Genomic DNA, 11,257 nt, shown 5'->3' on the forward strand with positions numbered 1-11,257 from the left:
TTCATTCCATAAACATTCGTACCGCGCACCAGACCAGCAGCAGCGCCAGCAGCAGATTTAACCCTCTTCCATGGCGTTCGAACACCGGCTGAAACAGATGACCGGCCAGCGCCCAGCAAAGATTGCCGGCAACGCCTATTACTGATAGCAACAGGCTTATCATCACCAGCCAGAATGGCTCGCGAGTCACCGGCAGAACAAAGGTCGACAGGGCCGTAATGCCGTACAGGATAATTTTTACATTCACAAACTGCAGCCCCAGGCTGGCCCAGAAGCTGACAGGCCGCTCCTCCTGCCCACCGCTGGCCGGGTCGCTGCGCGCAATGTGCCAGGCCAGCCACAGGATATACCCCGCGCCGACCCAGCGTAGCAGGGAGGTTATCCCCTCATCCAGGGTAACGAGAGTGAACGTCAGCCCGGCACAAATCAGCATGATGATCACAAACCCCAGGCTCATGCCGGCCAGAACCCGCATGCTCCGTCGAAAGCCGTGCGCGGTGACGCTGCTCAGCGCCAGAATATTATTCGGCCCGGGCGTCAGGGCGGTGATCAGGGTGTAAGTTAAAAAGGCGCTAATCAGGGTAGGTGTCACGTGTTTTCTCCTCTTGACTGGCAGACAGTACCCGAAGCTGATAATTTAAAAAAATGAATGTTTTTTCATTCTGAATTCGAGAATGTCGATATAAAGAGGAAATATGGATCTTCGACGCTTTATCACTTTCAAAACGGTTGTCGAAGAAGGATCCTTTCTGCGCGCCTCGCAGAAACTGTGCTGCACCCAGTCCACCGTAACCTTTCATATCCAGCAGCTTGAGCAGGAGCTTGCTATCCCGCTGTTTGAGAAAATTGGCCGGCGGATGTGTCTCACCGCCGCGGGTAAGAATGTCCTGCCGCACGTCTACGATCTGACCAAAGTGATGGCGTCGATTCGCCAGGCGGCGCGCCAGGACGATGAACCCAGCGGCGAACTTCGCGTCGCCACTGGTGAAACCCTGCTGGCGTACAAAATGCCGCCGGTGCTGCAGCGTTTTAAGCAACGCGCCCCGAAGGTCCGCCTGTCACTACAGTCGCTCAATTGCTACAGCATCCGTGATGCGCTGCTCGCTGACGAAGTCGACCTGGGGGTGTTTTACCGGGTTGGCAACGATGATGCACTCACCATGATGGAACTTGGCCCGCAGCCGCTGGCGCTGGTCGCGTCAGTCGATCAGGCGCCGGTCGACTTCCTGCGCCCGCGGCAGCATATCCCATTGAGCTTTATCATCAACGAGCCCCAGTGCGTGTTCCGGCAGATTTTTGAAAGTACCCTGCGCCAGCGCGGCATTACCATGGAGAACACCATCGAACTGTGGAGTATTGAAAGCATCAAACAGTGCGTGGCGGGCAATCTGGGGGTGAGCTTCCTGCCGCGCTTTGCGGTAGAGGAGGAACTCAAACGCGGGACGCTGGTCGAGCTGCCGTTCAGCGAGACGCCGCTGACGATCCATGCGCTCTGCGCCCATCACGCCGGGAAAGCAATCAGTCCTGCGATGCGGGTATTCATGCAGTGTATGCAGGAGGAACAAGAGGCGCGCTGAAATTCGGCGACGAAAACGACGAAAGCCTGAATCATTGCTGATTCAGGCTTTCTGAATAGTGGCGGAACGGACGGGACTCGAACCCGCGACCCCCTGCGTGACAGGCAGGTATTCTAACCGACTGAACTACCGCTCCGCGTTGTTGTTCCGTTGGGAACGAGGCGAATATTACGGATTCCCCTCTACCCCGTCAACGCTTTTTCTACCGTTTTGAATCGTTTGCTGCAAAAATCGCCCAACCGCCTACTTTTAATCCATTTTAGTGGTTATCAGGCACGCCACAGGCAGCTTCCGCCTTTCTTTTGTACCAGATCGAGGCGGGATTCATGGTTCACCAGTTCTTCATCAGAGGCATAAACTACCCGTAACTGGCTGGCGGCGCGGACGACGCGCTGAATGCCCATCTCTCCCGCCTGCTGCTGGCTTTCGCCTTCCATAGAGAACGCCATCGACGTCTGGCCGCCGGTCATCATCAAATAGACATCGGCAAGGATCTGGGCATCGAGTAATGCCCCGTGCAGCGTACGCTTGCTGTTATCTATTTCGTAGCGCGAACATAACGCATCCAGACTGTTGCGCTTGCCGGGGAACATTTTCCGCGCCAGTGCCAGACTGTCGGTGATTTTACAAAAGGTCTCGGTTTTTCCAATGCCGCGGTTCAGCTTACCGAACTCATAATCCATAAAGCCGATATCGAACGAGGCGTTATGGATCACCAGCTCCGCGCCGCGGATGTAATCCATAAATTCATCAGCCACATCGGCAAAGGTGGGTTTATCCAGCAGGAATTCATCGGCGATCCCGTGCACGCCGAACGCCTCCGGATCCACCAGCCGATCGGGCTTCAGATAGACGTGGAAATTGTTACCGGTCAGGCGGCGGTTGATCACCTCCACGGCGCCGATCTCAATGATCTTGTGTCCTTCGTAGTGCGCCCCGATCTGGTTCATACCGGTGGTTTCGGTATCGAGAACAATCTGGCGCGTAATTGCAGTGCTCATAGCGGTCATTTATGTCAGACTTATCGTTTACAAATCGATTTCAATTACAGGAAGTCTACCAGAGATGCTCAAACAGGTAGAAATTTTCACCGACGGCTCTTGCCTGGGAAATCCAGGACCCGGCGGTTACGGCGCCATCATGCGCTACCGCCAGCACGAAAAGACCTTCAGCGCCGGCTACCGTCTGACCACCAATAACCGCATGGAACTGATGGCGGCGATCGTCGCTCTCGAAGCGTTAAAAGAGCATTGCGAAGTGGTGCTCAGCACCGACAGCCAGTATGTCCGCCAGGGGATCACCCAGTGGATCCACAACTGGAAAAAGCGCGGCTGGAAAACGGCAGAGAAAAAACCGGTAAAGAATGTCGACCTCTGGCAGCGGCTGGACGCCGCGCTTGGCCAGCATAAGATCAAATGGGAGTGGGTGAAGGGCCACGCCGGCCATCCAGAAAACGAACGCTGCGACGAGCTGGCCCGCGCGGCGGCCTCCCATCCCACTCAGGACGACATCGGCTACCAGCCGGAGAGCTAATTCTGCCCCTTGCGCCACTGCCGGGTGGCGCCTACTGCTGGCCGCAGCTGGGTTTTCGCTTTCCCTGACTTCATCGGATTAAGGGTGAGCGGAATGGTCCGTTTGCGGGCGACAATCAATTGCAAACAGCCCAGCGCCGGCAGATGGGTGCTCAGCAGTTTGCCGCCATGCCGCGACCAGGGTAAAACCTGATAACGCCCATAATGCAGCACTTCAAAGTTGAGCAGCGACAGCCAGTCCAGCTGGCGCATCAGCGTAAACATACGGCTGTTGTACGGCGTGCCTTTACGCAGGACCGGCACCAGTTTACGCAACCCCATCAGGCTCACCGGATTAAACCCGGTCAGGATCATCCAGCCATCATCGATCAGGACGCGATCGGCCTCCCGCAGCAGGCGATGCGGATCGCTGCACCACGGCAGGGTATGCGCCAGCAGGCAGGCGTCGACGGACTTTTCGGCAAAGGGCAAATGCAGCGGGTCGGCCCGGACCTGCATTGGGTTTCCCGCCAGCGAGACATTCACCTGGTGCGAGATGGCGCAAGCTTCGGTATTGATTTCCGCGCTCAGATTGCCAATCTTAAGCAGATGAAAGCCATATAATTTAGCCAGCCATGGCTTCATCTGCTGTTCAAGCGTTTCGCGATAGTATTCGCCCCACGGCATACTGGACCAATGCTCAGGCGCTGTCACTGTATGAGGTATCCTTGCCGGCTTCATTGCCACCTTCCGCTACGCTTTAGAGGTAATTTATGAATCTTATCAGTATTCCCGCGTTTCAGGACAACTACATCTGGGTTCTCATTGAGAATCACGGCCGCTGCATCATCGTTGATCCGGGCGAGGCCGCGCCGGTTCTGGCGGCAATCGAGGAAAACCAGTGGCAGCCCGAGGCCATTTTACTGACCCATCACCATCAGGATCACGTCGGCGGCGTAAAACAATTACGTGAAAAATTCCCCTCTCTGGTGGTTTACGGGCCGGCAGAAACCCAGGATAAGGGGGTTACTCAGGTAGTAGACGATGGCGATCGGTTGTCAATTCTGGGTCACGATTTTTCCATTTTCTCCACGCCAGGTCACACATTAGGACATATCTGTTACTACAGCGAACCTTATCTGTTTTGCGGCGACACAATGTTCTCCGGCGGCTGCGGAAGGCTGTTCGAAGGCACCGCAGAGCAAATGTATCAATCATTTATGAAAATTAACGCCCTTCCTGCAGAAACCATTATATGTTGCGCACATGAATATACGTTAGCGAATATGAAGTTTGCGTTGAGTATCCTGCCTGATGATAGGGACATAAACGATTACTATCATAAAGTTAATGAGTTACGTGCAAAAAAACAAAAGACACTACCCGTAATTCTGAAAAACGAGCGGCGTATAAATTTATTTTTACGCGTAAATGATGTTGATTTAATTGATAAAATTAACAAAGAAACAAAATTGCAACACTCTGTGGCGCGATTTGCGTGGTTAAGGTCAAAGAAAGACGAATTCTGACATTTAATTCTTGTCATCGGCTAACTTCGCCGTTATCCTTGGTCGTCTTTTAAGCAACTATTGACACACACATGAAGGCACGAGCGATATTATTCGCCTCTGTCCTGCTGGTGGGGTGCCAGGCGTCTAAGCACGATGGCACCGTCGAACAGCGAGCACAGAGCCTTTCTGCGGCTGGTCAAGGGGAAGCAGGCAAGTTCACAAGTCAAGCGCGCTGGTTAGATGATGGAACCTTCTACGCGCAAGACCAGGATCTGTGGACTTCCATAGGCGACGAGCTAAAGATGGGAATACCGGATAACCCCCGGATTCGCGAGCAAAAACAGAAGTACTTAAGAAATAAGAGCTATCTCCACGATGTAACTTTACGGGCAGAGCCGTATATGTACTGGATAGCCGGGCAGGTTAAGAAACGTAACATGCCAATGGAACTGGTATTACTACCCATAGTGGAGAGCGCTTTTGACCCACACGCGACGTCTGGCGCCAATGCCGCAGGCATCTGGCAGATCATTCCGAGCACAGGGCGCAATTATGGTTTAAAACAGACCCGCAGTTACGATGCGCGTCGTGACGTTGTCGCATCGACAACCGCGGCGCTGGACATGATGCAACGTCTGAACAAAATGTTCGACGGCGACTGGTTGTTAACGGTCGCGGCATATAACAGCGGCGAAGGTCGGGTCCTGAAGGCAGTGAAAGCGAACCGTTCGCGTGGCAAACCCACCGATTTCTGGTCGCTGTCTCTGCCGCATGAAACGAAAGTCTACGTACCGAAAATGCTGGCATTGAGCGACATCCTCAAAAACAGCAAACGTTACGGCGTAAAGTTGCCTACGGCTGATGAAAGCCGTGCGCTGGCGCGCGTTCGCCTCGACAGTCCGGTTGAGATTTCTCAGCTCGCGGATATGGCCGGTATGCCGGTCAGCAAGCTGAAGACCTTCAACGCCGGCGTAAAGGGGTCAACGCTGGGCGCTAGCGGGCCAAAGTACGTCATGGTGCCGCAGAAGCACGCAGCCCAACTGCGTGAATCGCTGGCCTCTGGCGACATTGCCGCCGTACAGCCGACGCAGCTCGCGGATAATACGCCGCTGACCAGCCGAAGCTATAAGGTGCGTTCCGGCGACACCATTTCCGGGATTGCTTCCCGTCTCGGTGTGACGACCCGCGATCTGCAGCAGTGGAATAACCTGCGCGGCTCTGGGTTGAAGGTTGGACAGAACCTGGTTATCGGCGCCGGCAGCAGCGCGCAGCGTCTGGCGAATAACAGCGATAGCATCACCTATCGCGTTCGCAAAGGTGACTCGCTGTCGAGCATCGCCAAACGTCATGGCGTTAATATTCGCGACGTCATGCGCTGGAACAGCGATACCGACAATCTGCGGCCTGGCGATCAGCTAACCCTGTTTGTGAAAAACAGCGATCGACCAGAGTCCTGATACGTCAGGGTTCGATAAAAAGGCACCGACTTCCCCCGGTGCCTTTTTTGTTGTCCGTATTAAACCGCTTTATGCGCTTCAAACATGATGGTATCGCTGGTAAAGGAACCATCCTGCTGTAACTCAAAGTAGGCTTTCACCTCCGCCGAGGCGCTCTGCTGGTATAAACGAATCGCCTCCACCAGCGGCTCAGGGGTACGCATCCGCGCCACCCACGAACTGAATTCCAGCGGCAGGCGATCGGTCAACAGCCGATTAATCACCAGCCCCGCCTCCGTCGCCAGCGTCAGCCACTCGCCGCTGGAATAATTACGCACGTGCGAGGTATCGCGCAGGGCTTCCACGGTCTGCAACCAGACATCACGCACCGGATGACCCGGCGACATCACGTCCATCACGATCATCACCCCGCCCGGCTTGAGAACACGTTTCACCTCACGCAGCGCCTGGCCAACGTCATGCCAGTGGTGCGCGGAATAGCGGCTGATAACGATATCAAAGCTGGCATCAGCGAACGGCAGCGTTTCGGCATACCCCTGCTGGGTCACGATATTGCTAAAACCTTTTTCCTGTGCCGCGGCGGCAACGACCTCCAGCATCTGGCTCGATAAATCATAGGCGGTCACCTCGGCAACCTGTCCCGCCGCGGTAAAGCTGGCGTGCCCTGCCCCGCAGCCCATATCCAGCACTTTCGCCTGCGGAAAATCAGCCAGACGTTCCGCCAGCCGCTGCAGATCGCGACCAGAGGCGTGTACGGCGCTGGTCAGATAGGCGCTGGCCTGGGAGCTGAACTGCTTTTCAACGTTGTCATGGTGAGAGCGTGTTGTCATGTTGTCTTGTCCTTACGGTTTTTTGAGTAATAAAAGGCAGCACCATGCATGCGCAGGCCTGCCCCATGGCAGGCCTGACCAACCTTAAATTAATCAGGCTTGCCGGGACTGAATTCGACTAGTAGCGGGTTGTGGTCGGAGGCGCGGGTTACCAGCACGGAAGCATCGTGCACGCTTAACCCACGGTAGAACACAAAATCGAGCGGGCGACCAAACGCGCGGCGGCGCTGGTCGTCAGAGAAACGAACTTCACGCAGCGACATCTCGCGTGCAAAGCGGTACAGGGCGTTCATCCGCGGGCGGCTCCAGGCATTGAAGTCGCCGGCCATGATCACCGGCCCGCTGTGATGGGCAATCTGATCGCCAATCGGCAGCAGCTGTTTGCTGTAGACGTCGACGCCAAGGCTGAAATTGACGGCATGGATATTGACCACCATTAACAACCGCGCATCGGGCAGCGGATAGACAGTCACTAATGCTGATTTAGGCAGACGCAAAATAGGTTCACGCTCGCGCAATGGGCAGCAATAGATAGGATGAGCGGAAGCCAGCGTCATCACGCCGGAAGGATGCTGGGGCAGCACCAGCGCAGGCACCTGATCGGCGGCCAGATAGTTGGTGGTCGCGAACCTGACCAGCTCCGGCGTCGTCTGCGCCTCCTGTAACAGGACCAAATGCGCGTCTTTGCCAAAATTCTTAAGGACCGACTGCCACTCTGCTCGCTGCTGTTTGAAGATATTCCACACCAGCACGCGGATCTTCTCATCGCTGCTTAACGGCGTGCCGGCGGGATAAACCGGACTCACGCCCGCAAACGCCCCCGGAGGCAATATTCTCTCCGCAGGTTGTCCGGCGACATAGCGCATGGCGTAGGTGTTCTTTCGCAATTTGGGCATTAATCCTCGATAACAGAAACCAGCCCGACGACGACTGGTTCTTCTGTTATAGGGATTTTCCCATACACTTTCAATGCAATTTGCGAGAAACCCTTAGCCTTCGGGAGAAAGCGCTGCCGAACGGCGCGGCAATTTATCTAAACGCCCGCTCAGGACCACCAACAGCAAAGCGACCAGCACAATCACCGCGCCAATCCACGGCGTCTGCGCCAGACCATATCGTTCAACTGTCTGCCCACCGACGATGGACCCCAGCGCAATACCAATATTGAAGGCGGCAATATTGAGACCGGAAGCGACGTCGACGGCGCCAGGCGTATACTGTTCGGCTTTTTGCACCACATAGACCTGCAGACCCGGCACGTTGCCGAAGGCGAAAACGCCCATCACCAGCACCGTTGCCAGCGCGGCATAGTGAACGCTGGCGGTCAGCTGGAACACCAGCAGCAGCACAACCAGAGCGGCGAAGATAAACTTCAGCGCGGAGACGGCGCCATGCTTATCGGCCAGTTTGCCGCCCCATACGTTGCCGATAGCCACCGAGACGCCATAACCCAGCAGGATCCAGCTCACCGCTGAGGGGCTGAAGCCGGCCAGCTCCTGCATCATCGGCGCAAGGAAGGTAAAAGCGGTAAACACGCCGCCATAGCCCAGCGCGGTAATGGCATAGATCATCAGCAGGCGCGGATGGGTTAAGACTTTCAGCTGATCGCGCAGGCTGGCGCTGGCGCGGCCCGGAATATTATTCGGCACCAGAATCAGACTGCTGACAAGCGCAATTACACCCAGAATCGATACCGCGAGGAAGGTTTCACGCCAGCCGAAATGCTGGCCAATAAAGGTGCCAAAGGGAACGCCGGTCACCAGCGCGACCGTCAGGCCGCCGAACATAATGGCGATAGCCGAGGCTGCTTTCTCTTTTGCCACCAGGCTGGTGGCGATTGTCGAGCCGATAGAAAAGAACACGCCGTGCGCCAGGCCGGTCAGCAGGCGCGCCAGGATCAGCGTTTCATAGCCTGGAGCCTGCCAGGCCAGCACATTACCCGCCGTAAACAGGACCATCAACGCCAGCAGCAGCTGTTTACGCGGCATACGCCCGGTTAATGCCGTCAGCACCGGGGCGCCGATCGCCACGCCCAGCGCGTAGATAGAGACCAGCAGTCCCGCAGAAGGTAGAGAGATAGAAAGTTGTTGGGCAATCGTCGGGACCAGGCCGACAATCACGAATTCAGTGGTGCCAATTGCAAAGGCACCGATGGTTAAGGCAAATAGCGCCAGTGGCATAATTTACTCCGTAGCATCAGGATTAAGATGACACGTAGTATGAAGGGTTGTATAAATAACAAAAACTATCAAAGTATCAATAGAATTTTGCTACAGGTGCAATAATGAGAGCCACATCCGAGGAGATCGCCATCTTTGTGGCGGTAGTGGAAAGCGGGAGTTTCAGCCGGGCAGCCGAACAGCTGGGTCAGGCCAACTCTGCCGTCAGCCGGGCAGTCAAAAAGCTCGAATCAAAGCTTGGTGTCAGCCTGCTTAATCGGACCACCCGCCAGCTCAGTCTGACAGAGGAAGGCGAGCGCTATTTTCGGCGGATGCAGGTGGTATTGCAGGAGATGGCGGCGGCAGAAAATGACCTGCTGGAAACGCGCACGACGCCGCGGGGCTTGCTGCGGGTGGATGCCGCGACGCCGGTGATGCTGCATTTTCTCATGCCGCTGGTGAAGCCGTTTCGCGAGCGTTACCCGGAAATGACGCTGTCGCTCGTCTCTTCAGAGACGTTTATTAACCTGATTGAACGGAAAGTGGATGTAGCGATACGGGCCGGAACCTTAACGGATTCCAGCCTGCGCGCCCGACCGCTGTTCACCAGCTATCGTAAGATCGTCGCCTCGCCAGCGTATGTCTCGCGCTACGGTGTGCCGCAGCATCCGTCAGATCTGAAACAACATCAGTGTCTGGGCTTCACTGAACCCGTCTCTCTGAACACCTGGCCAGTCTCCTGTTGCGATGGTCAGTTGTTAGAGATTGAGGCGGCGGTGTCATCAAACAGTGGGGAAACCCTCAAACAACTGTGTCTGACCGGCAACGGTATTGCCTGTCTGTCGGATTATATGGTGGATAAAGAGATAGCCAGCGGGGAGTTTGTTGAACTACTGGCCGACAAACGCTTGCCGGTGGAGATGCCCTTCAGTGCGGTGTACTACAGCGACAGAGCCGTCAGTACACGTATCAGGGCGTTTATTGATTTTCTAAGCGAACACGTAAAACAGCTCCCGAAGGAGCTGTCGTAGTACTCTCTGATAGGCATGCCGGAAGCGGGAGATTAATCCCACTGCGGCGCCAGACCTTCCGGGCTCACCAGCCGATCGTTGCAATCCAGCGCAGCGATCGCCTGGCGATCTTCATCATCCAGCTGCAGATCCAACGCCCTCAGGTTGCTGGCCAGGTTCTCACGCTTCGTCGAGGACGGGATTACCGCGTACCCCTCGCCCATCGCCCATGCCAGGATAACCTGGGCCGGAGTCGCATTATGTTTCGCCGCGATACGGGCAATCACCTCATCTTTCAGCGCTTTACCGTAGGCCAGGGTCATGTAAGAGGTGATATGGATACCGTGCTCACGCGCCCAATCGACGACTTTACGGTTTTGCAGATACGGCGAGAGCTCAATCTGATTGGTAGCAATGTTTTCAGCGCCAACGGCGGCAATCGCGCGCTCCATCAGTGGAATAGTGAAGTTGGAGATACCGATCTGACGGGTCAGGCCGAGCGTCTTCGCTTCCATCAGAGCGGCCATAAACTCTTCAACAGCCACCGCATCGTTCGATGACGGCCAGTGGATCAGCGTCAGATCAACATAGTCAGTGCGCAGCTTCTGCAGGCTCTCTTGCAGGCTGGCGATGAGTTTGTCTTTGCTCAGGTTCTCGATCCAGATTTTGGTCGTGATGAACAACTCATCACGCGGCACGCCGCTCTCAGCGATAGCCTGACCCACCGCGGCTTCGTTGTCATAGATTTGCGCGGTGTCGATAGTACGATATCCCAGCTCCAGCGCGGTTTTTACGGATGCGATAACAACATCATCTTTCAGACGGAAGGTGCCAAGACCAAATGCAGGAATTGCCATGTTTTTCCTCGTTATTTGTTCATTTCGGTTAACGGATGAAATTATGGCGGATGGTGTGGAGGGGAAAAAGAGCGATTAATGCAGAGGATTTTTGCTGGTTTAGCAATAATCGGGAACAGATGAAACAAAAAAGCCCTGAGCAAATGCTCAGGGCTCTTATTAAGTGGCGGAACGGACGGGACTCGAACCCGCGACCCCCTGCGTGACAGGCAGGTATTCTAACCGACTGAACTACCGCTCCACCGAATTTTTTCGCTTTATGACCACCGGTTGTCACCCCGGCTTACTGCAATTTGATGCCTGGCAGTTCCCTACTCTCACATGGGGAGACCCCACACTACCATC

The 11,257-nt window shown here is 55.4% G+C and carries 12 protein-coding genes and 2 tRNA genes; 5 read left to right on the forward strand and 9 right to left on the reverse strand.

Features of this window, described 5'->3' with window-relative positions:
* Position 1 precedes the first annotated feature (1 nt).
* Positions 2–592, reverse strand: a complete 591-nt coding sequence (gene eamB, locus ABLU73_RS08550) for a cysteine/O-acetylserine transporter (RefSeq protein ID WP_004204623.1) — start codon at positions 590–592, stop codon at positions 2–4.
* Between the two features lie 103 nt (positions 593–695).
* On the opposite strand from eamB, the gene ABLU73_RS08555 reads away from it, so the two are divergent.
* A complete protein-coding gene (locus tag ABLU73_RS08555; RefSeq protein WP_116397470.1) occupies positions 696–1,577 on the forward strand; it encodes a LysR family transcriptional regulator in 882 nt (293 codons plus the stop codon).
* 59 nt (positions 1,578–1,636) lie between these two features.
* On the opposite strand, the gene ABLU73_RS08560 is transcribed toward ABLU73_RS08555, so the two are convergent.
* Both ABLU73_RS08560 and dnaQ read right to left on the reverse strand, forming a co-directional pair.
* Positions 1,637–1,713, reverse strand: a tRNA-Asp gene (locus tag ABLU73_RS08560).
* 133 nt (positions 1,714–1,846) lie between these two features.
* On the reverse strand, positions 1,847–2,578 hold the full coding sequence (gene dnaQ / locus ABLU73_RS08565) for a DNA polymerase III subunit epsilon (RefSeq protein ID WP_004204621.1): 732 nt from the start codon (positions 2,576–2,578) through the stop codon (positions 1,847–1,849).
* Between the two features lie 64 nt (positions 2,579–2,642).
* Between dnaQ and rnhA the strand changes: the two genes are divergently transcribed.
* Positions 2,643–3,110 (forward strand): ribonuclease HI, encoded by a 468-nt coding sequence (gene rnhA / locus ABLU73_RS08570; RefSeq protein ID WP_004204620.1) that lies wholly within the window; start codon positions 2,643–2,645, stop codon positions 3,108–3,110.
* Here rnhA and ABLU73_RS08575 read toward each other — a convergent pair.
* Positions 3,107–3,829, reverse strand: coding sequence for a class I SAM-dependent methyltransferase (locus ABLU73_RS08575; RefSeq protein WP_004204619.1), 723 nt, complete (start codon positions 3,827–3,829; stop codon positions 3,107–3,109). The two genes, rnhA and ABLU73_RS08575, sit on opposite strands and share 4 nt — an antisense overlap.
* A gap of 32 nt (positions 3,830–3,861) precedes the next feature.
* On the opposite strand from ABLU73_RS08575, the gene gloB reads away from it, so the two are divergent.
* Both gloB and mltD read left to right on the forward strand, forming a co-directional pair.
* A complete protein-coding gene (gene gloB / locus ABLU73_RS08580) occupies positions 3,862–4,617 on the forward strand; it encodes a hydroxyacylglutathione hydrolase (RefSeq protein ID WP_004204618.1) in 756 nt (251 codons plus the stop codon).
* Positions 4,618–4,688: 71 nt separating this feature from the next.
* On the forward strand, positions 4,689–6,056 hold the full coding sequence (gene mltD / locus ABLU73_RS08585; protein ID WP_057213518.1) for a murein transglycosylase D: 1,368 nt from the start codon (positions 4,689–4,691) through the stop codon (positions 6,054–6,056).
* Between the two features lie 59 nt (positions 6,057–6,115).
* On the opposite strand, the gene ABLU73_RS08590 is transcribed toward mltD, so the two are convergent.
* The 3 genes from ABLU73_RS08590 to ABLU73_RS08600 form a co-directional block, all read right to left on the reverse strand.
* On the reverse strand, positions 6,116–6,886 hold the full coding sequence (locus ABLU73_RS08590) for a class I SAM-dependent methyltransferase (RefSeq protein WP_017901307.1): 771 nt from the start codon (positions 6,884–6,886) through the stop codon (positions 6,116–6,118).
* Between the two features lie 89 nt (positions 6,887–6,975).
* Entirely contained in the window at positions 6,976–7,773 is a 798-nt protein-coding gene (locus ABLU73_RS08595) for an endonuclease/exonuclease/phosphatase family protein (RefSeq protein ID WP_004204614.1), read from the reverse strand.
* Positions 7,774–7,875: 102 nt separating this feature from the next.
* On the reverse strand, positions 7,876–9,066 hold the full coding sequence (locus ABLU73_RS08600; protein ID WP_004204613.1) for an MFS transporter: 1,191 nt from the start codon (positions 9,064–9,066) through the stop codon (positions 7,876–7,878).
* A gap of 104 nt (positions 9,067–9,170) precedes the next feature.
* On the opposite strand from ABLU73_RS08600, the gene yafC reads away from it, so the two are divergent.
* Positions 9,171–10,076, forward strand: coding sequence for a DNA-binding transcriptional regulator YafC (yafC, locus tag ABLU73_RS08605; protein ID WP_004204612.1), 906 nt, complete (start codon positions 9,171–9,173; stop codon positions 10,074–10,076).
* 32 nt (positions 10,077–10,108) lie between these two features.
* Here the strand turns inward: yafC and dkgB are convergent, their stop codons facing one another.
* Positions 10,109–10,912, reverse strand: coding sequence for a 2,5-didehydrogluconate reductase DkgB (dkgB, locus tag ABLU73_RS08610; RefSeq protein WP_264924768.1), 804 nt, complete (start codon positions 10,910–10,912; stop codon positions 10,109–10,111).
* A gap of 164 nt (positions 10,913–11,076) precedes the next feature.
* Positions 11,077–11,153: transfer RNA gene (locus ABLU73_RS08615), tRNA-Asp, on the reverse strand.
* Positions 11,154–11,257: the final 104 nt, after the last annotated feature.

It is taken from the genome of Klebsiella sp. GG_Kp175, from assembly GCF_040062325.1.
GTDB lineage: Bacteria > Pseudomonadota > Gammaproteobacteria > Enterobacterales > Enterobacteriaceae > Klebsiella > Klebsiella quasipneumoniae.

Excerpts from the sequence above, each read along its gene's own strand:
- ABLU73_RS08555 (WP_116397470.1), top strand. The coding sequence starts at position 696 with ATGGATCTTCGACGCTTTATCACTTTCAAAACGGTTGTCGAAGAAGGA.
- dnaQ (WP_004204621.1), bottom strand. The coding sequence starts at position 2,578 with ATGAGCACTGCAATTACGCGCCAGATTGTTCTCGATACCGAAACCACC.
- rnhA (WP_004204620.1), top strand. The coding sequence starts at position 2,643 with ATGCTCAAACAGGTAGAAATTTTCACCGACGGCTCTTGCCTGGGAAAT.
- ABLU73_RS08575 (WP_004204619.1), bottom strand. The coding sequence starts at position 3,829 with ATGAAGCCGGCAAGGATACCTCATACAGTGACAGCGCCTGAGCATTGG.
- gloB (WP_004204618.1), top strand. The coding sequence starts at position 3,862 with ATGAATCTTATCAGTATTCCCGCGTTTCAGGACAACTACATCTGGGTT.
- mltD (WP_057213518.1), top strand. The coding sequence starts at position 4,689 with ATGAAGGCACGAGCGATATTATTCGCCTCTGTCCTGCTGGTGGGGTGC.
- ABLU73_RS08590 (WP_017901307.1), bottom strand. The coding sequence starts at position 6,886 with ATGACAACACGCTCTCACCATGACAACGTTGAAAAGCAGTTCAGCTCC.
- ABLU73_RS08600 (WP_004204613.1), bottom strand. The coding sequence starts at position 9,066 with ATGCCACTGGCGCTATTTGCCTTAACCATCGGTGCCTTTGCAATTGGC.
- yafC (WP_004204612.1), top strand. The coding sequence starts at position 9,171 with ATGAGAGCCACATCCGAGGAGATCGCCATCTTTGTGGCGGTAGTGGAA.
- dkgB (WP_264924768.1), bottom strand. The coding sequence starts at position 10,912 with ATGGCAATTCCTGCATTTGGTCTTGGCACCTTCCGTCTGAAAGATGAT.